This is a genomic window from Actinomycetota bacterium (assembly GCA_014360645.1).
In the GTDB taxonomy this organism is placed as follows: Bacteria; Actinomycetota; Geothermincolia; order Geothermincolales; family RBG-13-55-18; genus Solincola_B.
In genome coordinates, this window is record JACIXD010000002.1 from 294331 (window position 1) to 315813 (window position 21483).

Annotated in this window: 24 protein-coding genes and 3 tRNA genes; 3 read left to right on the forward strand and 24 right to left on the reverse strand. The window is 62.5% G+C overall.

The window, feature by feature from the left end:
* Positions 1–33: 33 nt before the first annotated feature.
* The 15 genes from rpoB to H5T74_02945 all read right to left on the reverse strand — a co-directional run bounded on the left by rpoB (position 34) and on the right by H5T74_02945 (position 11594).
* On the reverse strand, positions 34–3366 hold the full coding sequence (gene rpoB, locus H5T74_02875) for a DNA-directed RNA polymerase subunit beta (GenBank protein MBC7229323.1): 3333 nt from the start codon (positions 3364–3366) through the stop codon (positions 34–36).
* Between the two features lie 359 nt (positions 3367–3725).
* Entirely contained in the window at positions 3726–4112 is a 387-nt protein-coding gene (gene rplL / locus H5T74_02880; GenBank protein ID MBC7229324.1) for a 50S ribosomal protein L7/L12, read from the reverse strand.
* A gap of 116 nt (positions 4113–4228) precedes the next feature.
* Complete coding sequence (gene rplJ / locus H5T74_02885; protein ID MBC7229325.1) at positions 4229–4753, reverse strand: 50S ribosomal protein L10; 525 nt, start codon at positions 4751–4753, stop codon at positions 4229–4231.
* A 254-nt stretch (positions 4754–5007) separates the two neighbouring features.
* On the reverse strand, positions 5008–5736 hold the full coding sequence (gene rplA / locus H5T74_02890) for a 50S ribosomal protein L1 (protein ID MBC7229326.1): 729 nt from the start codon (positions 5734–5736) through the stop codon (positions 5008–5010).
* A gap of 138 nt (positions 5737–5874) precedes the next feature.
* The gene (gene rplK / locus H5T74_02895; protein MBC7229327.1) at positions 5875–6300 is read right to left on the reverse strand and encodes a 50S ribosomal protein L11; all 426 of its coding nucleotides are present in this window, start codon (positions 6298–6300) and stop codon (positions 5875–5877) included.
* 22 nt (positions 6301–6322) lie between these two features.
* Positions 6323–6847, reverse strand: coding sequence for a transcription termination/antitermination protein NusG (gene nusG, locus H5T74_02900; protein MBC7229328.1), 525 nt, complete (start codon positions 6845–6847; stop codon positions 6323–6325).
* A 14-nt stretch (positions 6848–6861) separates the two neighbouring features.
* Positions 6862–7140 carry a preprotein translocase subunit SecE gene (gene secE / locus H5T74_02905; GenBank protein ID MBC7229329.1) on the reverse strand — a complete coding sequence of 93 codons (279 nt, stop codon included), beginning with the start codon at positions 7138–7140 and terminating at the stop codon, positions 6862–6864.
* A gap of 43 nt (positions 7141–7183) precedes the next feature.
* Positions 7184–7260: transfer RNA gene (locus H5T74_02910), tRNA-Trp, on the reverse strand.
* Positions 7261–7334: 74 nt separating this feature from the next.
* Positions 7335–7484, reverse strand: coding sequence for a 50S ribosomal protein L33 (rpmG, locus tag H5T74_02915; protein ID MBC7229330.1), 150 nt, complete (start codon positions 7482–7484; stop codon positions 7335–7337).
* 193 nt (positions 7485–7677) lie between these two features.
* Complete coding sequence (gene tuf / locus H5T74_02920) at positions 7678–8880, reverse strand: elongation factor Tu (protein MBC7229331.1); 1203 nt, start codon at positions 8878–8880, stop codon at positions 7678–7680.
* A gap of 222 nt (positions 8881–9102) precedes the next feature.
* Positions 9103–9179: transfer RNA gene (locus tag H5T74_02925), tRNA-Met, on the reverse strand.
* Positions 9180–9194: 15 nt separating this feature from the next.
* Positions 9195–9270: transfer RNA gene (locus H5T74_02930), tRNA-Thr, on the reverse strand.
* Positions 9271–9433: 163 nt separating this feature from the next.
* Positions 9434–10105 (reverse strand): DUF1638 domain-containing protein, encoded by a 672-nt coding sequence (locus H5T74_02935; GenBank protein ID MBC7229332.1) that lies wholly within the window; start codon positions 10103–10105, stop codon positions 9434–9436.
* A 299-nt stretch (positions 10106–10404) separates the two neighbouring features.
* Positions 10405–10800, reverse strand: a complete 396-nt coding sequence (locus H5T74_02940; GenBank protein ID MBC7229333.1) for a hypothetical protein — start codon at positions 10798–10800, stop codon at positions 10405–10407.
* Positions 10801–11018: 218 nt separating this feature from the next.
* Positions 11019–11594 (reverse strand): SCP2 sterol-binding domain-containing protein, encoded by a 576-nt coding sequence (locus H5T74_02945; protein ID MBC7229334.1) that lies wholly within the window; start codon positions 11592–11594, stop codon positions 11019–11021.
* Between the two features lie 627 nt (positions 11595–12221).
* On the opposite strand from H5T74_02945, the gene H5T74_02950 reads away from it, so the two are divergent.
* Together H5T74_02950 and H5T74_02955 are read left to right on the forward strand one after the other, a co-directional pair.
* On the forward strand, positions 12222–12380 hold the full coding sequence (locus H5T74_02950; protein ID MBC7229335.1) for a hypothetical protein: 159 nt from the start codon (positions 12222–12224) through the stop codon (positions 12378–12380).
* 180 nt (positions 12381–12560) lie between these two features.
* Positions 12561–14063, forward strand: a complete 1503-nt coding sequence (locus tag H5T74_02955) for a CoA-binding protein (protein MBC7229336.1) — start codon at positions 12561–12563, stop codon at positions 14061–14063.
* On the opposite strand, the gene H5T74_02960 is transcribed toward H5T74_02955, so the two are convergent.
* Positions 14000–14395 carry a transposase family protein gene (locus H5T74_02960; GenBank protein MBC7229337.1) on the reverse strand — a complete coding sequence of 132 codons (396 nt, stop codon included), beginning with the start codon at positions 14393–14395 and terminating at the stop codon, positions 14000–14002. The genes H5T74_02955 and H5T74_02960 overlap by 64 nt on opposite strands.
* 81 nt (positions 14396–14476) lie before the next feature.
* Between H5T74_02960 and H5T74_02965 the strand changes: the two genes are divergently transcribed.
* Entirely contained in the window at positions 14477–14905 is a 429-nt protein-coding gene (locus H5T74_02965) for a hypothetical protein (protein MBC7229338.1), read from the forward strand.
* Between the two features lie 426 nt (positions 14906–15331).
* Here H5T74_02965 and H5T74_02970 read toward each other — a convergent pair whose 3' ends face one another.
* The 8 genes from H5T74_02970 to H5T74_03005 form a co-directional block, all read right to left on the reverse strand.
* Positions 15332–16498, reverse strand: a complete 1167-nt coding sequence (locus H5T74_02970; protein MBC7229339.1) for a hypothetical protein — start codon at positions 16496–16498, stop codon at positions 15332–15334.
* Positions 16499–16537: 39 nt separating this feature from the next.
* Positions 16538–16903, reverse strand: a complete 366-nt coding sequence (locus H5T74_02975; GenBank protein MBC7229340.1) for a hypothetical protein — start codon at positions 16901–16903, stop codon at positions 16538–16540.
* Between the two features lie 20 nt (positions 16904–16923).
* Positions 16924–17244, reverse strand: coding sequence for a hypothetical protein (locus tag H5T74_02980; protein MBC7229341.1), 321 nt, complete (start codon positions 17242–17244; stop codon positions 16924–16926).
* Between the two features lie 215 nt (positions 17245–17459).
* On the reverse strand, positions 17460–17729 hold the full coding sequence (locus H5T74_02985) for a hypothetical protein (GenBank protein MBC7229342.1): 270 nt from the start codon (positions 17727–17729) through the stop codon (positions 17460–17462).
* Entirely contained in the window at positions 17713–18414 is a 702-nt protein-coding gene (locus H5T74_02990; protein MBC7229343.1) for a hypothetical protein, read from the reverse strand. The genes H5T74_02985 and H5T74_02990 overlap by 17 nt, the downstream gene beginning before the upstream one ends.
* A gap of 44 nt (positions 18415–18458) precedes the next feature.
* Positions 18459–18677, reverse strand: a complete 219-nt coding sequence (locus H5T74_02995; protein ID MBC7229344.1) for a transposase — start codon at positions 18675–18677, stop codon at positions 18459–18461.
* A 473-nt stretch (positions 18678–19150) separates the two neighbouring features.
* Positions 19151–20839, reverse strand: a complete 1689-nt coding sequence (locus H5T74_03000; protein MBC7229345.1) for a hypothetical protein — start codon at positions 20837–20839, stop codon at positions 19151–19153.
* 398 nt (positions 20840–21237) lie between these two features.
* Positions 21238–21483, reverse strand: a 246-nt coding sequence (locus H5T74_03005) for a transposase (protein ID MBC7229346.1), incomplete at its 5' end; no start/stop codon positions are given.

The following is a 21483-nucleotide window of genomic DNA, read 5'->3' on the forward strand; positions in this document are numbered from 1 at the left end:
TAACCCATATTCACGCGACGTCTCCAGGCGGACTCAGAACTCCTCGCGCCGCTCCTCGTCCCTCTCCTCCTCGCTTCGGGTGGAGAGGAGTGCGGCGGAGGCGGTCCGGAGATCGATGCCGAGGTCGTCCGCTGCGCGCATGAGATCCTCGTCCGTCTCCCGGATCTCTATCTCCTCGCCCGTCTCCGACAGCACCTCCACGTCCAGGCAGAGCGCCTGCATCTCCTTGACCAGCACCTTGAAGGACTCCGGTATCCCGGGCTCCGGGATGTTCTCTCCCTTCACGATGGCCTCGTACACCTTCACGCGGCCCATGACGTCGTCGGACTTCACGGTGAGGAGCTCCTGGAGGGTGTAGGCGGAGCCGTACGCCTCCAGCGCCCATACCTCCATCTCCCCGAACCTCTGTCCGCCGAACTGGGCCTTGCCGCCCAGCGGCTGCTGGGTGACCAGGGAATAGGGGCCCGTGGAGCGGGCGTGGATCTTGTCGTCCACGAGGTGGAGCAGCTTCATCATGTAGATATAGCCCACGGTGATGGGCTGGTCGAAGGGCTCCCCGGTTATGCCGTTGTAGAGGATGGTCTTCCCGGATTCCGGGAGTCCCGCCTCCCTCAGGGCCTCCTCGATCTCATGCTCGCGGGCGCCGTCGAAGACGGGGGTGGCCACATATACCGGGCCCTCGACCCTGTTCTTCCCCTTCTTGGGCCAGCCCTCGTGCGCCGCCCATCCCAGGTGGGTCTCGAGGATCTGCCCGATGTTCATGCGCGACGGCACCCCGAGGGGGTTGAGCACCAGGTCCACGGGGGTCCCGTCCTCCATGAAGGGCATGTCCTCGACGGGGAGGATCTTGGAGATGACCCCCTTGTTGCCGTGGCGCCCGGCGAGCTTGTCGCCGTCGGAGATCTTCCTGACCTGCGCCACGTAAACGCGCACCATCTGGTTGACGCCGGGCGGAAGCTCGTCGCCTGCGTCGCGGGAGAAGACCTTCACGTCGATGACCTTGCCCGACTCGCCGTGGGGGACCTTGAGGGAGGTGTTGCGAACCTCCCGGGCCTTCTCCCCGAAGATCGCCCGCAGCAGGCGTTCCTCGGCGGTGAGCTCCGTCTCCCCCTTGGGGGTCACCTTGCCCACCAGGATGTCGCCGGGGTTCACCTCGGCGCCGATGCGGATGATGCCCATCTCGTCCAGGTCCTTGAGCATCTCCTCGCTCACGTTGGGGATGTCGCGGGTGATCTCCTCCGGACCCAGCTTGGTGTCGCGGGCGTCCACCTCATGTTCCTCGATGTGGATGGAGGAGAGCACATCGTCGTAGACCATACGTTCCGAGACGATGATGGCGTCCTCGTAGTTGTACCCCTCCCAGGGCATGAAGGCCACCAGGAGGTTCTTGCCCAGGGCGATCTCCCCGTGGTCGGTGCAGGGACCGTCCGCGATGACCTGGCCCTCTTCCACCTCGTCTCCCTCGTCGACGATGGGCTTCTGGTTCACGCAGGTGCCCTGGTTGGAGCGGCGGAACTTGGCCACCCTGTAGACGTCCACCGTCCCGTTCTTCCTCTTCACCTCGATGCGCTCCGCGTCCACGTAGGTCACGGTGCCGCTCGCCCTGGCGGTGATGACGTCGCCGGTATCCTTGGCGGCGCGGTATTCCATGCCCGTCCCGATGAGAGGGGCTTCGGAGCGCAGGAGGGGTACCGCCTGGCGCTGCATGTTGGACCCCATGAGGGCGCGGTTGGCGTCGTCGTGTTCGAGGAAGGGGATGAGGGCTGTGGCCACCGATACGATCTGGCGGGGGGAGACGTCCATGTAGTCCACGTCCTCGGGGTGGGCCGCGACCACGTTACCTCCCTTGGTGCGGCAGAGGACGGTGGGGCTCTCGAAGCGGCCACGCTTGTCCACGGGGGCGTTGGCCTGGGCGATGACGTACTTCTCCTCCTCATCGGCGGTGAGGAAGACGATCTCGTCCGTCACCCGTCCCTTGATCACCTTGCGGTAGGGGGTCTCGATGAAACCGAACTCGTTCACCCGCGCGTAGGTGGCCAGCGACCCGATGAGCCCGATGTTGGGGCCCTCCGGGGTCTCGATGGGGCACATGCGCCCGTAATGTGAGGGGTGCACGTCGCGCACCTCGAAGCCGGCCCGCTCGCGCGACAGCCCTCCCGGCCCCAGGGCGGAGAGCCGGCGCTTGTGGGTCAGCCCCGCCAGGGGATTGGTCTGGTCCATGAACTGCGAGAGCTGGCTGGATCCGAAGAACTCCTTGATGGCCGCCACCACGGGCCGGATGTTGATGAGGTTCTGGGGGGTGATGGCCTCGGCCTCCTGGGTGGTCATACGCTCCTTCACCACCCGCTCCATGCGGGAGAGGCCGATGCGCACCTGGTTCTGGATGAGCTCGCCCACCGAGCGCACCCTGCGGTTGCCGAAATGGTCGATATCGTCAACCTCTTCGATGTCGTTCTGCACCACGCTGAGGAGGTAGCGGATGGTCGCCACGATGTCCTCGACGGTCAGGGTGGTGATGGAGAGGTCTATGTCCAGCCCCAGCTTCTTGTTCAACTTGTAACGCCCCACCCTCGCGAGGTCGTAGCGCTTGCGGTTGAAGAAGAGGTTTTCGAGCAGGGTGTGGGCGGAGTCCGCGGTGGGGGGCTCTCCCGGCCTAAGCTTGCGGTAGATGTCGATGAGGGCGTCGTCCCGGGTCCGGGTGTGATCCTTCTCCAGGGTGGCCTCGATGAGCGGAGAGCCGTCGAAAAAGGAGAGGATCTGCTCGTCGTCCTCGTAACCCATGGCGCGCATGAGCACCGTCACCGGCTGCTTGCGCTTGCGGTCTATCCTCACCCCGATGACGTCCCTTTTGTCGGTTTCGAACTCCAGCCATGCCCCGCGCGAGGGGATGATCTTGGCGTAGTAGAGCTCCTTGTCCGTGGCCTTGTCCAGCTCCTTGTCGAAGTACACCCCCGGCGACCTCACCAGCTGGGACACCACCACGCGCTCGGTGCCGTTGATGATGAAGGTCCCCCTCTCCGTCATGAGGGGGAAATCCCCCATGAAGACCACCTGTTCCTTGATCTCTCCCGTATCCTTGTTGATGAAGCGCACGGTCACGAAAAGAGGCGAGGAATAGGTCATGTCCTTTTCCTTGCACTCGTCCACGTCGTACTTGGGGTCCTGGAAATGATGCTCTCCGAACTCCACCACCAGGTTGGTCCCGTAGCTCTCTATGGGCGAGATGTCCTCGAACACCTCCCGCAGGCCGTCGGTCCTGAACCACTCATAGGATCTCTTCTGGATGTCGATGAGGTTTGGGACTTCGAGGATCTCCGGTATCTTGGCGAAGTTTCTTCTCACGCGAACGCCCTGGCTTCCGTTCACCGTTTACCTCACTCCTTTACCGTGACAAGGCGCAAAAATCCCTCCTGATACGCAAAACACTATATTATGACGATTATAGTCTTGATGTCAAGGAAGGGTCTTGCACAGTCGCGCGCTCCCGGACCACTCCGCATTCGGGCCGCTCGGTCCTCGGCCCGGTTGCCTGTTTCCTCTTCTCCGCCCCGCGTACGGGAATACCTCCCGCGCCCTGCCGGTGGTGCATGGAAAGAGGGGTTCGGTCCGCATCCGCCGCCGGAGCGCCCTTCCCCGCCGGTACGGCGGATAAGGACTGCCCTCCGCGGGGGAGCGGCCACCGCTCACGCGATGCGGTCCGGGCTCCGCGCTCTCGTCTGAGGGGATTATTTTATCTCGACCTGGGCGCCGGCATCGCGCAGCTGCTCGGCGATGCGCTCCGCCTCGTCCCTGGATACTTTTTCCTTCACGGGCTTCGGGGACTCGTCCACCAGCGCCTTGGCCTCCTTCAGGCCCAGTCCGGTGATCGTCTTGACCTCCTTGATCACCTGGACCTTGCGATCCCCGGCCGCGAGGAGGATGACGTCGAACTCCGTCTTCTCGCCCTCCTCCGCAGCGGCCTCCGCGCCCTCGGGTGCCGGCCCGCCGGCCACCGCCACCGCCATGGGGGCCGCGGCGCTCACGCCGTACTTCTCCTCCAGGGCCTTCACCAGCTCGTTGAGCTCCAGCACGGTCATGGAATCGATGGCCTCGAGGATCTCCTCCATGCTCAGTTTCTTCTCCGCCAACTCTCACACCTCCGTAGATTCCACCATCTCTTTCATCGTCATCTTTCTCGTCGGGCCTGTCCGCCCTCGCGCCCCCCGTAGCGGACCCGGGGGCTGCGCCCTCACGCGGCCTCGGAGCGGGCCTCCGCCACCGCCCGCAGCGCGTACACCAGCTTGCGATACGGGCCGGAGAGCACGCCGCACAGCCCATATAGCGGCGCCTTGAACGAGCCCGCGACCTTGGCCAGGAGCACCTCGCGCGAGGGGAGGGTCGCCAGGCTCCTCACCTCGGCGTCCCCCAGCGCCCTGCCCTCCATAAACCCTCCTTTGAGGACGAATCTGGGGTTGGCCCGCGAGTACGCCACCAGCTCCTTGGCCACCGCCATGGGGTCGCCGGCCACGAAGGCCGCCGCCACGGGGCCCACCAGGAGCTCTCCCATAGCCTCGTATTCGGTGTCCTTGATGGCCAGCAGGGTGAGGGTGTTCTTGAGCACCCGCAGCTCCGCGCCCATATCCCGCAGCTTGAAGCGCAGCTCGTTTATCTCCTGCGCCGTCAGCCCGGTGAAATCGGCGAGGAAGACCACCCCGTGCGAGAGGAACCTCTCCCGGATGGACTCTACCTTCGCCACCTTATCCGGCCTTGCCATGCTTCCCTCCTTTCCTCGCCTCACGGGCTCCGACCCGTGGCAGGAAAACGCCCCCCGCGAAGCGCGAGGGGCGGCAAATAACAGCTGCTCCTGCCTCCGCGGGCATACATTAAGTCCTTGCCGGACACCCGCTTCTCGGGCTCAACGGCGAAAAGTTACCACGCTTGAAGGCGGGTGTCAAACGCGCCCGCCTTCCGGGTCCCCGTCTCAGGCCACCACCGTTTGCCGCCGGCGCGCCGTGGCCTCACGCGGGATCACGCGGATTGCGCGGCCTTCTCCTCGCCCAGCACGTCGCGCACCACCATGGGATCCACCCTGATGCCGGGCCCCATGGAGGTGGTCATGGTGATGTTCTTGATATACTTTCCCTTCGCCGCCGCGGGCTTGGCGCGGATGACCTCCTCGAGCACGGCGGCGTAGTTCTCCAGCAGTTTGCGGTCGTCGAAGCTCTTTTTGCCGATGACGAAATGCATGTTGCCCTGGCGGTCGACGCGGTATTCGATCTTTCCCGCCTTGATGTCCCGGACCGCCTTCTCCACCTCGAAGGTGACCGTGCCGGCCTTGGGGTTGGGCATCAGCCCCCGCGGGCCCAACAGCTTGCCCATCTTGCCCACCTGGGACATCATGTCCGGCGTGGCCACCATGGCGTCGAACTCGAACCATCCCCCCTGGATCTTGTCCAGGAGCTCCTGCCCTCCCACGTGATCGGCGCCCGCCGCCTCCGCCTCGCGGGCCTTGTCGCCCTGGGCTATGACCAGGACGCGCACCTCCTTGCCGGTGCCGTGCGGCAGGTTCACCGTCCCCCTGATCATCTGATCCGCCTTGCGGGGGTCGACCCCCAGCCGGAAGGCCACCTCAACCGTCTCGTCGAAACGGCTCGACGGCATCTTCTTTATGAGCTCGACCGCCTCGCGGGGATGGTACAGCTTCTGGCGGTCGATGAGCTCCAGGGCTTCCCGGTAACGCTTGCTCCTCTTTTTCATCTCTCTACCTCCGTGGTGATCCCGGGCTTACGCCCTCCCACACTCTGCGGCTCGACCTCCTCCCCGGCCGGTACCCGGACACGATGCCTTCATCGGGTGGCAAACGGCGTTTTCAGGTCACGGAAAGACCGGCGCGGATCAATCGGCCACCACGACGCCCATGCTGCGGGCCGTGCCCTCGATGATGCGGCCCGCCGCCTCGAGGTCCTTGGTGTTGAGGTCGGCCATCTTCTGCTGCGCTATCTCCAGCACGTCCTTGCGGGTCAGACGCGCCACCTTCTGCACGTTGGGCTCCTTCGAGCCTTTCTCGATCCCCGCCTTCTGCTTGATCAGCACCGCCGCCGGGGGAGTCTTGGTGACGAAGGAGAAACTGCGGTCCTCGTAGACGGTTATCTCCACCGGGATGATGGTCCCGATCTGGGACTGCGTCTGGGCGTTGTAGGCCTTGCAGAACTCCATGATGTTCACGCCGTGCTGGCCGAGGGCCGGCCCCACAGGGGGAGCGGGGTTGGCCTGTCCCGCCGCTACCTGCAACTTGATCTTGGCAATGACCTTCTTGGCCATCTCTCTCCACTTCCTCCCTCGTTCACAATTTGGTCACCTGGTCGAAGGTGAGCTCCACGGGGGTCTCCCTGCCGAAGATGGAGACCATCACCTTCAGCTTGCTCTGGTCTATGTTTATCTCCGCGATGGTCCCGGTCATGTCCGCGAAGGGGCCGGAGGAGACCCTCACGCTCATGCCCTCCTCGAACTCGGTCTTGGGGCGGGGCTTCTCGGTAGCCACCGGCTTGAGCAGCTTCCTCGCCTCCTGCTCCGTGAGGGGGGTGGGCTTGGCGCTGGAGCCCACGAACCCGGTCACCCCGGGGGTGTTTCGCACCACGTACCAACTGTCGTCATCCAGCTCCATCTGCACCAGGATATACCCCGGCAGCATCTTCTTCTGTACCACTTCCTTCTTGCCGCCCTTGATCTCCATGACCTCCTCGGTGGGGACCACCACCTTGAAGATCATGTCCCCCATGTCCATGGACGCGATGCGGTGCTCGAGGTTGCTCTTCACTTTGTTCTCATATCCCGCGTAGGTATGTATCACGTACCATTTCGGATCCATGTACCGACCCCCGCTCACAGTATTATCAGGTCCACCAGCTTGGTGAACAGGATATCGGCGAAATACACCAGGCCGCCCATGATCACCACCGTCACCAGCACCACGATGGTGTAGGAGACCACCTCGTCCCGGGTGGGCCAGGTGACCTTCTTCATCTCCGCGCGCACCTCGGTGAGGAACTGGGAGACGGTCACCCGCTGCTTCTTCGGCCCGCCTTTCCTGCGCGCGCCTGCGCTCTTCTTCAGCTGGGCACGCTTCTTCTCCATGCCCAACTTCTGCTGCATGCGGCGCATCTCTCTGCTCGGCAAAGCGTCCTCCTTATGGCCACAAAAAATATGGCAGGCCTGGAGGGACTCGAACCCCCAACTTCCGGTTTTGGAGACCGGCGCTCTACCAGTTGGAGCTACAGGCCTACGCTTATCCCTTAAGCCGGGTGCTCACTCATCGGGCAGTTGGAAGCACCCTCCTTGCACTATAATATATTAGCCTAGCGCGTCTCGCGGTGCAAAGTGTGCGTCCTGCACCACGGACAGTACTTCTTCAACTCGATGCGGTCGGGATCGTTGCTCTTGTTCTTTTTGGTACTGTAATTGCGCCTCTTGCACTCCGTGCAGGCCAGCGTCACCAGTATTCTCATCTTCTTTCTCCCGCTTGAAAAAGGAACCGAAAAGTTAAGCTACCACGAGCGGCATCGGGTGTCAATGCGGGGGCGGGCGTCTCCGGGGCACCTCGCGGGCGCCATCCCCGGCCTCGCGTCCGCACCTCCTCCCCGTACCCCGAGAGCCCTTCCCGGCCCGGGGGATGGGGGACGGCGGCCGCCCCCCGCGCCTCTACTTCAGGATGGCCGTCACCCTGCCGGCGCCCACCGTGCGGCCGCCCTCGCGGATGGCGAAGCGCAGCCCCTCCTCCATGGCGATGGGGGAGATGAGCTCGATGGACATCTCGGTGTTGTCGCCGGGCATGACCATCTCCACCCCCTCGGGGAGGGTGACGGTGCCGGTGACGTCGGTGGTGCGGAAGTAGAACTGGGGACGGTAGCCCGAGAAGAAGGGGGTGTGGCGGCCTCCCTCCTCCTTGGAGAGCACGTAGACCTGGGCCTTGAAGGCCACGTGGGGGGTGATGGAGCCGGGCTTGGCCACCACCTGGCCGCGCTCCACGTCCTTTCTGCCGATGCCCCGCAGCAGCAGGCCCACGTTGTCCCCCGCCTGGCCCTCGTCCAGGATCTTGCGGAACATCTCCACCCCGGTGACCACCGTCTTTTGGGTGGGACGGATGCCCACGATCTCCACCTCGTCCCCGGTGTGGATGGCCCCGCGCTCGATCCTCCCGGTGACCACGGTGCCGCGGCCGGTGATGGAGAAGACGTCCTCGATGGCCAGGAGGAAGGGCTTGTCCACGTCGCGGGCGGGGGTGGGGATGTAGTCGTCCACGGCGTCCATGAGCTCCATGATGGGGCCGCAGGCCTCGCACTCGCGCTTGCCGCAGCCGCACTCCATGGCCTTGAGGGCCGAGCCGGCGACCACCGGGATCTCGTCCCCGGGGAACTCGTACTTGCTCAGGAGCTCGCGCACCTCCAGCTCCACCAGCTCAAGCAGCTCGGGGTCGTCCACCATGTCCGCCTTGTTGAGGAAGACCACCATGGCGGGCACCCCCACCTGGCGGGCCAAAAGGATGTGCTCGCGGGTCTGGGGCATGGGGCCGTCGGCGGCGGAGACCACCAGGATGGCCCCGTCCATCTGGGCGGCGCCGGTGATCATGTTCTTGATGTAGTCGGCGTGCCCGGGGCAGTCCACGTGGGCGTAGTGCCTCTTGTCCGTCTGGTACTCCACGTGGGCGATGGCGATGGTGATGCCCCGCTCCTTCTCCTCGGGGGCGTTGTCTATGGAGTCGAAGGACCGCACCTCCACGTCCTGTCCCTGGCTGGCCAGGCACATGGTGATGGCCGAGGTCAGGGTGGTCTTGCCGTGATCGATGTGCCCGATGGTGCCCACGTTCACGTGCGGCTTGGTCCTCTCGAATTTCTTCTTGGCCATTTTGACATTCCTCCATCCCTCATCCGACTCATCCCGGCCTTACGCCGGCCGGGAACACCCCGCAACATGCCTTTTCGATGGGCGGGCCGCAGGCGCACACGCGCGGTCCACGAAACGACCCCGCCCGATCTCCGGTCCTCGGGCGGGGATGTCGTCTCTTCCGGCACGAGCCTGCCGCTCCTGCCCCCTTTTCTATAGCGACGGGAGTCTCCCGTTCTCGGCTGGTAGCGGTGAGAGGACTTGAACCTCTGACCTCGCGGGTATGAACCGCGCGCTCTTACCAGCTGAGCTACACCGCCACGACATTGAATCAATGGAGCCCGCTAGCAGACTCGAACTGCTGACCCCATCCTTACCATGGATGTGCTCTACCAACTGAGCTAAGCGGGCTCGTACACTCACAAGCGCGTAAAATATATTACAACAACCTCTTCCCCGATACAACGCGCCGCCCGTACTTTGCCCGTCATTCTCGGGGGGCGTCCCCCTTCCGCCCTCGCCCCCGCAGATGCCGCCTTCCACTACGGCGGGGCGCCGATCTCCCGGCCCGTTCTCACTGCAGGAACATGGCAAGGGTGGTCTCCTCGCCGGGCTCGACCACCACGAACTCGGAGTTCCACTCGCCGTCCAGCATCATGCGCAGGAGGCGCGTGGAGCCCGGTATCTCCTCGTACCGCAGTCCCAGGGTCTCCGCCATGGCCATGGCGGTGGCGCGGAATTCCTCAAGACGATAGTTGCCGGTGTTGATGAGCACCAGGCGCCTGTAGTTCGCCAGCATGGCCCTGGCCACGCGACGGGCCTTTTCCTCTCCGTACCTCTCCACCAGCCTCCCGTACTCGGCGACGGGCAGCTCCGCGGCCTTGATCCACCCCTTGGTGAGGAAATAGGTGCCCGGCTCCTCGCGCAGGCGGCGCAGGTGCTCGCTCCGCGAGCCCAGGAACAGGGCAATGCAGTCGTCGACCCGCGGGATGACCAGGCGGTGCGTAGACGAAGAGAGCCCCACCGCGGCATTGGAACACAGGCCGTATCCCAGGATGATGTCCTCCTCCCCGGGCATGGCGTCTATCCTCTCCTGGAGCGCCCGGTGGAGTGCCCCGGGGTCGTTGTGCAGTCCGAACTCCAGCTCCACCAGGTCGTCCTCGCTCACCCCCATGAGCCTGAGCTCCTCCGCCACCGTGGCGCAGGAGATGATCTTCTTCTTTCTCTCGCTCCGAAATATACCCAAGGGCGGACCTCCTGTCTCAGGGCAGGCACCGACGGCCTCTCGACTCCATCACGGCGCCCCTTCGCCCTCCGCGATCGCGGTCGCCTGCACATGATACAACCCCCTGCCTCGATCGTAAAACGGGACGCTCGCATCCTTCCGGCACTCGCGGCGACCGACTTTCATGCACGGTCATGCTCCACACCGGCGCCCGAAAAGCCCCGGCTCCGTTCTTATCCCTCAAGGACGAGGAGCGTCCGCCCTCGCCCGGTTACGGATCGGGCATCATGACGTAGCTCTCGGGCATGCCCGTTGATCCGCTACGTCCCGCCCGGAACATCAGGGCGCGGCGCCCGGTCGGACCCCGCGTCGCACGAGAGGCCCGAGTTCAGCCTGCGGCAAGCTCCCGCCAGCCCGGCATAGAGGTCGCGGAAGACCCCGTAAAGGCGGTCATAGGTCTCGCGCACGCCGCCTCGCGCATGGAAGACCTTCCTCACGCGCACCACGTCCCTTATGGCCCTGAAGGAGGGTATGGCCCCCGTGGCCACCGCCATCTCCCTGGCAAACCATTCCAGGCAGGCGCCCGCCGTCTCCGATTCCCCGATGAGCAGGAACATCTCCGGGTCGGGGGATACCACGGCTGCAATACCATTCCTTCCCAGGTTGGTCCGCCTGCGCACCGACAGGCAGAGCCAGCTAGAGGTCCCGATGCTCATATGGGCATCCCCATTTCTCAACTCGGGGCTTTGCCATATCCCCGCGCCGTCAAGGCCACCGACAAAGCCGAGGCCATATGGCATGAACGGAGGTCCTCCCCCTGCGCCGGCATTTTCTCCCCCACATGGCGACCGGGACGGGACCTCCGAGTCCCGCCCCGGCTGGGTTCGCCCTTGCGAGGTCGCCCTTGTAGGGTCTTTCGCCCCGCTCAGGAGGGTTACATCATCAGGTTGCCCAGGGACATGGCGAAGGGCATGTCGCCCTCGATCTTGAGCTTGCCGGTCATGAAGGCGGTGGGGCCGGCGAGCTCTCCCTTCTGCATCAGCGCCCAGTCCTCGAGCCCGATCTTGAAGGTGACCTCCGGCGAGGACGCCCCGTTGAACACCACCTTCAGGGGCACCGTGGAACCGTCGGGCATGCCCAGCTCAACGTTCATGGTGCCCTTGGTGGAGTTGAGGGTGTCGTAACGCTTGCGGTTGGCGTTCTGGCCCATGTCCGTGAACATGTCCATGGCGCCCTCCATCTTGCCGGTGACCGCCTTGCGCCAGGTGTCCTCGTCTATCTCCACCTTTATCATGGGGTTGTCGAGGGCGCCCTCCTTGACCTCGAGGTCCTTGGCGTCCTTGACGGTGATGCCGTAAACGTAGGTCTGGTCTCCCTTGATGTCGAACTCCACCGTGAAGACCGTGCCCTCCATGCCCGTGATGCTGGCCCCGGAGAGCTGCTCCTCGACCATCTTGGGCACCACTTCCTCGAAATACTCCTTCACGCTGATGTTCTCCGGTACGTCCATGCTTACCTCCTTCTCCACGTGCTTTTGACCGTCCGGGCTTTTTTCACCCCACCTCCCGCCGCCAGGAGGTGGCCGAAGCCGTTAATTGGTACTGACATGTCATTACTATAACCATGTGCTACCATAAAGTCAACATTTTGGGGGAGATCTATACGGAAATGCCGCGACGCGTGGCCTGAAGGGCATGAGCGGCCGGCCCGGGTTGCCGGCCAAAAAAGAGAAAGGGGCCGGTCTTGGAGATGACCTCATCCGCCATCAAGGAGGCCCTGCACTCAGAGGGCATAGACCTGGTGGGGATCGCGGACGCGACGACGATCCTGCTCGCCCCCCCCCACGGCCGGCGACGGACCTCATGCCTGCGGCGCGCAGCGTCGTCGTCATGGCCGTGGCCCACAGCCTCGGGGCGGTGTACGCGCCCGACATCAGGATGTGGACCCGCAACAAGATGCAGACCTCGCGCTTGCTGGACCAGGCGGCGGAGCGGCTGGCGCGGGAGCTGGAAAAAGAAGGGTTCCTCTCCCTTCCCGTCTCCGCCGACAAGCCGGTGGAGATACACAAGGTCGATGGTCCCTGGGGTTCGAGCGCGCGCGGCCGCGCCGGCTCTCGCAGTGGCCGGCTTTCCTGGCCATGCTCCTCCGGCATTCCCGGCGCAGGGACATCCTGGTCGAGTGGGGGCAGATCTTCATCACCGACGTGGACTTCTGCATGGAGTGCATGAAGGCCTGCCCGGTGGGAGAGCGCTGGGAGAGGATAAGGCCCGGCGGGCCCGGAGAGAGCGGGGCATAGTGGAGGGGCCCGTGTACGGACGGCGCGTCTGTTGTTAAAGAGGCGCGTTCGAGGTTTAATAATGACTTGACGTGGGAACACGGCGGTGTTTTTCGGCCGCCCGCAGCAAGGATAACGGCAGCGACAAAACAAGAGGCCGGCAGCGCAACAGGAAAGCGGCACGCAAGGAGTACGCAGCACATGGACCAGAGGCTGAAGAACCTCGATTACGTGTTCAACCCCCGCTCCATCGCCTTCATCGGCGCCACGGAGAGCATGCGCAAATGGGGCTTTCTCATACTCAACAACCTGCTCACGGGGGGATACGAGGGCGAAGTGTACCCGGTGAACCCCAACCGCGATACCATTCTCGGGCTGCCCTCCTATCCCTCCGTGCGAGAGATACCCGGAGAGATCGACCTCGCGGTGTTCACCGTCCCCGCCCGCCAGGTCCTGAGCTCACTGGACGAGTGCATCGCCAGGGGAGTCAAGGCCGGCCTGGTGATAACCGCGGGCTTCAAGGAGCTGGGCGAGGAGGGCGCGGCGGCGGAGGCGGAGATGGTGAGGAGGGCACGCGAGGCGGGCATGGTGCTGGTGGGTCCCAACTGCCAGGGTATCTGCTGCCCCAAAAACAGGCTCTATTCCTGGATGCCCATCCTCTTCCACCCCCATCCCGGAAAGATCGGTTACGTGGCCCAGAGCGGAAACATCCTCAACATGCTCATCGGCCACGCCGTCAACGCGGGCCTGGGTGTATCCAAGGCCGTCTCCAGCGGGAACGAGGCCGATATATCCACCGAGGAATACTATTCCTATCTCGCCGAGGACCCCGACACCGAGGTCATCGTCTCCTATATCGAGGGCGTTCCCGACGGGCGGCGTTTCCTGGAATATTCCCGGGCGGTGACGGCACGCAAGCCGGTGGTGGTGCTCAAGGGCGGCCGCACCAGCGCGGGGGTGTCGGCGGCCAGGTCCCATACCGGGGCCATGGCGGTGAGCGAGAGGCTCTTCGAGGCAGCGTGCCGTCAGGCGGGGATAACCCTCACCTACTCCATCGTGGAAGCGGGAGTGACCGCCGCGGCTTTCGTCAACCGTCCCCTGCCGCGCGGCAGGCGGGTGGGCATCATCACCGGAGGCGGGGGATTGGGGGTCATCGCCTCGGACTTCTGCACCGAGATCGGCCTTGAGGTGGCCACGCTCTCCGGGGATACCCTGAAAAAACTCGAGGAGCTGCTCCCCGACTGGTGGGTCCCCGGGAACCCGGTGGACCTGGTGGCCGGGCTGGACTTCACCGTGCTCAAGCCGGTGATCGAGATACTGATGAAGAGCGGAGAGGTGGACGCGGTGATGTTCCTGTGGATCGGGGCTCCCCGCAGGCGGGGGGAGGCCGCCACGTTGAAGGGAGACCGAGGGATGGACATCTCCGGCATCTGGAGAATGATGGACCAGCATTTCGTCAGCTTCTCCCGGGAGCTCTACGGCTTGATGCACGAGCTGCAGGTGCCTCTGTACATCGCCACCACCATAGAGATGAGCGAGGACGGGGACGGGGAAGGAGAAGATGGCGACTGCCTACCCCTGGTCTTCCGCGACGTGGAGTCCACATGCCGCGCGGTCAGCGCCATGGCCGACTACCGCTCCTATCTCGATGGGGTCAGCCCCGGACATGGGACAAAACCCAGTGCAAGTAGCAGGGCGCGATGAGGAGGCGCCGGGGAAACCATCGAGAAAAGACCCTCCACGGTCAAGATCGAGATAGACAGGGAAGCGCACTTCGCGGTCTTATCGGAGAACTCGTCCGCTGCGAGCAACTTGGCCGGGGTATCCGAGGGATGCGGCAGCTCCCGCTCCAGCGCCCGCTTGTCGATCTCCTTTACCGTCTTCCGATCCAGGCCGTATTGCTCCGCTATGGCCTTGAGGGAGCGGGTCTTGCGGCAGGACAGCGCCACCTCCGCCGCCAGCCTCTTGGCGTAGGTGGCCCAGAGATCGCAGAAGGGGAGTTCCTCCCTCACCACCCCGCAGCGCGGGCAGTCCACCCTCACCTTGGGGAAGGCAAGCCAAGAGTGTCGGTAGGAGCCGAAGGGCAGGTCTCTTACTATGCGCCAGGAGTAGTCATAATGGGGTCGCTGGCGGGAAAAGAGATCTTCCTTCTGCGCAACTTAAGCCGGGGAAAAGGCGTGAGTTTCTTTGAGGGGTGCCGCTTCTACCCCGATTTTATCCTGTGGATTGTGGATGGAAAAAAACAACGCATCGTGTTCATTGAACCGCACGGCATGTTGCACGCCAAAGCCTACCGCGAAGACGAGAAGGCGCAACTTTGGGAACATCTGCCCGAGCTGGGAAAAGAAATAGGGCAAAGAAGCGACCGACAGGACATTGAGCTCGATTCATTCATCATCTCGGCTACGCCCTACGAGGACCTGTACAAACGTTACGATGATGGTAATTGGGACCGGGAGAGATTTGCTAAACATCATATCTTGTTCCCGGAACGGAACCAGGGCTACGACTATCTCTGTAATATTTTTCAAGAACATGAGCAATAAACATGAAATCCGGTATGCAAAGGAGCACTTTCAGGGATAGCTTCAATAAATCTGTGCCCGTATATCCGGCCATCCTATCCCCGCACCGAATTATTGCTGAGGCCTCGAAGTCTCCTCTGCTGCAGCTTCTCCTTCTCGAACCTGATTATGAGATAGAGCACGGAGATGAGGCTATCCTCCGAGGAGAGCGCCTAGATGACCTTGCATCTCCTCTTCACTTCCTCGTTGGTCCTCTTAAGCTGGTCGGCGGCGTAGATGTAGGGAAGCACCTTTTATGGTATTTCATGAACACGGTCAGGGGAGAGAGGTTCTCCCGCCAATGCTTGACCAGGCCTGGGCAGCGCCTTTTCCTTGCCGGGCTAACCCACGGAGCCGGGCGTCGTGAAGCAAATGGCCGCCCCCGAACCCGGGGGCGGCACCGGTCTTTTACAGCCCCATACAAGTAAAAGCTACTCCTGTAGATGTATGCATGCCTGTCCAACCGGGGCCATAGGAGAAAGCCATAACCCTTTCTGAACAGTTCGCGGCGGCGATGGCGATGTCGGTATGGGGGAACTGGTTATTGACTCGCCACACGCATGCCTCCCACCTACGTTCTCCTTCTCGCGCCTCCCAATACACAGGGATGAGTTGCTCAGCCCCGGGCAAGTAACAATCGTAGACGACGATGGTTCTTTCAGAAGAAGTTTTATTAGAATCCAAAGTAGTACAGACCATCCACATGGTAAAGCCGTCCCCAGTGTGCCCTTCAGCGTACTTGGCTGCAGAATATGTCCTTCCCACCACTCTACCCGCATATATATCGTCTTCAGCGCGCTGACCGAAGCTCACCGAGCCCCCGCTGATAGTCTCGGGGTTGGAAGGCTCGCGGAACTCAAACTCCATATAGACGGGCCGTTCCACGAGAATAGGGAGGCTTGCGTCCTTGGCGCGCACCCAGAAGCAGGAGGGCTCGCGGCTTGGCCCAGGAAGCAGGTGGGGGTAATAGATGGTGGTCCTCTGCAGGGGCGGCAGGACACGCTCCTGTGCCACCAACCCCTCCTTAGTGCATACGGAGATGGTCACCGGAGCAGGGGCGGGGTTGGGGTTCTGCAAACACACCCAGGTGTCCCCCCACCCCATGCCGGGCACGAACTTTACCGGGGCAAAGGCGAACCCCACCTCGTTCGCGGTGGCTCCCCTGGCCCCCACCATCACGTGCCCTCCGGCCCATACTCTGCCGGGACGAGCGGGGTTCACGCTGCGGTAGGCGAAGTACATTGGGCGCTCGGCCGCCACCGGCACGTCGGAGACCAGCTCCAGAGAGACATCCTTCCCCTTCCCCACGTGGTCGGGGACGTAAAAGGTCGCCCGATGTTTCGGCGACACGCTTTCCCGCACCGTCTTGAGCCCTTCTCCCTCCACCATGTAATTAAAGGTGAGAGAGGCGGTCTTTTGGTTGGGGTTAAACACGCATATCCACTCATCAAACCCGTCGCGGGTAGTGCCCTCGGCGAAGTAGAGCTTGTGCGGGAGGGGGTCTGCCATGGGCGAGGCCACGTGCCCGCCTTCCCAAGGCTCGTGGCCTCCCGTCCCGGTATAGGAGAAATACATGGGACGCTCGGCAGAGAACTTTCGCGCAAGAGCGCGCAGCTAAACATCCGGCGCTTCTTCGGCAAGTTCCCGACAGCTCACCCCTACACGGAAAGACACGTCCTTTTCAGGCCCCACCACGCCGTTCACGTTCACAGTAGCGCGGTTGAAGCCGGGGACTACATATTTCTCCGTGAGCAACACCCCGTGGTTGGATACATAGTCTACCCTCACATCACAAGCGCATCCGGTGACGTTGACAAAAGTAAGCCACGTGTGGAAACCCTCCCGTGTACAGCCCTCCGCGAAGTAAATGAACGCCTCCTCCGGAGCGGGCGTGGCTCCCGGAGCGGGCGTGGCTCCTACTACCATCAACGCCGCCAACAGCAACGCCGCAACAGTCCTCACAAACACCCCCGCCGTCATGTCTCCTACACCTCCCTTGTTCAGTTCTCCTGTGGAGAAAAGAACCGGAACACCGCAGTGTCTCTCTCCTCCCCACAGTCCTCCTTGCCCTCATCCGATACCTGGTCGAGAAAGTCTTTGAATGCATCCAAGGCCTTGGAAATGCTCTCCTCAGGCACTCCACGTTCAGCGAGCATATCTCGAAGCATTTCTTCCACCACCAACTCGGTAAGCACAGCCTGTTCTACCGCCTCCCGCAACCGCGCGGAGAACACGGCGCTGCCATCATCAGCGCTTTCCCAGATGTTGAACACAACATCCGAAGCGCAACCCTCAAACGGGGGCACCCCCACCACAAGCACTCGGGACAAACCTAAACGCTCTCGCAGGTGACGAACCGCCTTATGCGCATCGCGTCGGCCAAAGGCCATGCCTCCACCTCTTCGTTTCAATCTCTTTATCGGAGATCTTTCTTTTTTTCTTAGAGGTGAATCATGGACGCCATAGTGATGAAAATAGCCTTGTTTCAATCTCCTGATCGGAGATTTTTCTTTTTCTACGCTTCACGGATTTTACCTCATTTTAAAAGGTATTTTGAGCGAAATCGCGACGATCCAAGGTCAATGCCCATGATCGCATCTCTATTTTTCCGCTGTAATCTGGTCCTCTTGAGGCGGCGGGCGTACAGGCGGTCCCTGCGTACACAAAGCTCGTCTTCTATGAGCAACTCCAGAAACTCGCGGCAGGAAAGATCGGCCCGCTCCGCCTCGAGCAGCCGCGCGGAGAGGCTTTCCGCCGTCCCCGAGAGGCGCAGGGAGCGCAGCCTCCTCTCAAGCTCTACGCTCAATTGCTTTCACCTCCTCTCCGATCTCGGATAGCGGCCGGATGAGCTCGTGGAACTGGGTAAGCTCGGGGATCTCCTCCCTTCCCTCCGCCCTCTCCACGAGCTTTTTTAAGGAACGGTAGTGATGGCAGGAGTTCTCATGCGCTAGGCGGCAGGCCCAGTTCACCGCCTCCGTCGGGTGTTTGCCAGTGAGGGCGAGCATCCCCTGCAGGAGGCGGTAGGAGAGGGGGCCCCGGGCGGCAATGGCGCCCTTCGCCCAAGCGAGCGCACCCTTGCCCATCCTCTCCGCCCGGGAAAGCAGATAGCGCTCATACTCCTCCGCCTTGGCGGGTTTTTCGGCCGGGCGGTGCTCGTCCGCGGTTACAAACGTCCCCGGCGCGGAGATGGCGTGCACCGCCACCAGCTCCCCTGAGCGATAGATCTTTAAGATGCGCTCGGTGTAGCGCACCTCCACCTCCTCCCTGAGCAGGTGGTGGGGGACGGAGTAGAAGGCGTTCCCCACCCGGATATGGCCGCCTGAATGGACCATCCGCCTGCCGTAGCTTGAGTGCTCGAATGATGACGCGGGCAGCGGCTGAAGGGCCCCCTTCTCCGCCTCCAGGAAGTGGGCGAGGACCTGCCTTTTCGTAGTGCCGTGGATGCGCAGGCTGGCGATGTTGCGGTTCCATCTCTTGAGGTGCTCGTTCATATCCGCAAGCGAGTCGAATCTCCTGCCCTTGAGCGCGTTGCTCTTCAGGCAGTCTCCCGTTTTTCCACCTTGCCCTTCTCCTTGGCTTTTCCGGGAAAACGGGGCAGGGGGCAGAAGCCCGAGTGGGAGGCGAAGGCAGAATAGACGGGGTTGATGTCGGGGTCGTAGAGGCAGGCGCGGGCTACTCCGGCCTTGAGGTTATCCAACCTGACCACCCGGGGCACACCGCCGAAGAAGCGGAAAGCGCGCTCGTGCAGGCGGATGAAGGAGAGGAAGTCCTGGGTCCGGACCGCCTCCTCGCAAGCGTGTTTTTTGGAGGAGTTTGGACCGCTTCCCTTCCTATCTCAAGTGGCCGGTTTTGAGGTGCTGATTAACATGAAAGGGGATGGATTATGGCTAGCGAGACCTGCGCGTACTGCGGAAAGACAAAGGATGTATTCAGAGGTAAGGCCTGCGACAACGGCCGCTTCGTCTGCAAGGACTGCCACAGGGCCAGCGCAAGTGTAAAATGCCGTCTGTGCGGAACGAGGCAGAAGTAAGCGATTATACTCTCCGAATAGGCCTTGACTCTTGGTCGGTGACAGTCCGGCCTCGGGTCATGGGACGGTCTTCAGTCGAAGGATGCGGCTATTGTCCGGTAGGTTAAGGTAGAGATGGTAAGTTCCGGGGTCGAAGACCGAAACGGAGCCGGGCGTTGTCAAGCGACGCCCGGCTCCGTGGGAAACGGAAAAGAAGGTTAGGGCATGGCGGTATGCATCCCCGCCCATTTTCCTCGGTAGAGGAAGACCATCACCCGTTCCGTGAACCGATTGCTTCTGATGGTCAGGTCGGTGTCGGGAAAGTCGTTGTTGGCGAGCCAGAGGTAGGTTTCCCACCAGCGTGAAATCCCCGCCCGTTTCGTTTGGGCGATGGATATAGTACGCTGCACGCACGGCCCGTGGGGGTCGGGGGAGGAATCCGCGGGGAAGATGCACTCCCAGCCAAACCACACCTCGTCCTGCTTTGTGGGGTCGTCCCATCTTTCCCCGAGTATCTCTGGGTTTTTTACATTAAACTTAGTGACATATTTGTTCATGGCCAGCCAGCATTTGAACCCCGGCCGGGTGCAGCCCTCGGCCATGCCGCCGCGTGCCTCATACCTGCCCCGCCCGGTAGTCCCCCCTGAAGGGGTCTGCCCCGCGGCGGGGAGGGAGTCGAATTCCATATAGACGGGCCGCTCCATGAAGAACGCGTAAGGCTGCACGCCGTTGGGGTGGGATTCCTGGTGCAGTCTGACGACGAAGCCTCCCGCCCCCGGCGAGGACGCCCCCAGCTCCTGCAATATCTCGGGGTAGTAGAAAGTGGTACGGCGTTTGGGAGGAAGGGTCTTGACCAGCCCCATGATTCCTCCCGCGGTAACGGCCGTTATCTCCACATTTATGGGGAAGTCGTGGGGGTTCTGTAGGCACAGCCAGGTGTCCCCCCAGCCCATGCCGGGGATATACGTGGTGGGCGCGAAGGGGAAGGCCGCGCAGGAATACTCCTCGTCATAGTTCGTCCAAGTAGGGCAAAGCCCCATGATGACATGCCCCCCGTACCAAGCCCTCCCCGGCCGCGCGGGGTTCACGCTGCGGTATTTGAAGTACATGGGCCTCTCCGCCACCACCCCTACATCAGAGAGCAGTTCCAGGGACACGTCCTTGTTCTTTCCTATGTGGTCGGCGACATACCAGGTGCCGCGGTGCTGGGGGGGTAGGGTCTCGGTGACCGTTTTCAGCCCCTCTCCCTCTATCATATAGTTGAAGGTGAGCTTGGCGGGCTCCGGCTCAGGGTTGAGCACGCATATCCACTCGTCGAAATGCCGCTCCGAGTCCTGGCGTGTGGTGCCCTCGGCGAAATAGAAGCGCTTCCCACAGATTTCATCGCCCGGGGCACTAATCTTAGGGTCTTTATTAAGGGAATTTTCATCGCGCCGACAGGGAAAGCCGTACGCCACATGCCCCCCCTGCCAAAGCTCATGCCCTCCCCGCCCGGCATAGGCGAAATACATGGGACGCTCGACGACGATTCCCCCCGTCCCTAGTTTGTTTAGATACAGGAAAAGCAGAAAGGAAACGTCGTGCCCCGGCCCTATCTCGGCGTTGACGTTTATGGTAAAGCGCGCCCCCAAAGGGAGGTCGTAGTATTTTTTGTCCAACAGCCCCGCGTTAGTTATATACCACACCTCCAGCTTGCATTTGACGTCTGCGGGGGTATATCGGTTGGGCCAGGTCTGGTTGCGTATACACAGCCAGGTCTCGAACCCTTCTCTAGTGCACCCCTCGGCGAAGGCCCACCCACCGTGGCGAAAAGGGTACCCCGGGGGATAGGCGGCATCGGTCAGCGCCCATGCCGGGGCTTGGGGAGCGGCGGCCGGCACCAGGGATACGCTAAAGACCGCCGCCAACAACGCCGCCGCGATTCTGCGCGCCGCCCCCCCCGCCTATCTTTTTTCTTTCTCCGCCACGCATGTCTCCGCGACCTCCTTTTGTCGAGCTTCGATACGTTTTATATCTCGGCTAAACCCGGTTCTTGTATTAGACGGGATTTCCCATATACCCCTCCTGGCGGCAGGTTATTACCCAGATCGAGGATGGTCAAAACGTCCAAGCCCCGGCATTCTCCCCTCCCCATGATGCCCTGCCTCGTTTTCGCGCCGGGAGCTTCGACTTAAGCGATATCCAGAGAGGCTTGAGCGCTCGAGGCGAGCTCCATAAGCAGTTTCCTTTCTAGCTCATCTCCCTAAAGTGTGGGTAGCCGGCCTGAAGGCTCCCCGTATCTTGAGAAAGAAATAATCCTCGTCTCTTACCCATAGGCTGCCCTCTTTATGGCCTTGACCTTGTTGTCGGCTCCCTCGAGCACGCCGGCATGAATAGGATAGCGGCAGTGGGCCAGGATGCCGGGAAGCCTTCTTTTGAGCATCCCGGCGAACTTCTTCAGGGGCTCGATCTCGGAGCAGGCGGCCCTCAGGTGCCAACCCCGGAGGAAACGCTCCGCCCAATGGGGGCTGCGGCATCGCCGGAGGCGCTTTAAGCCGTCCCTCAGCGGATA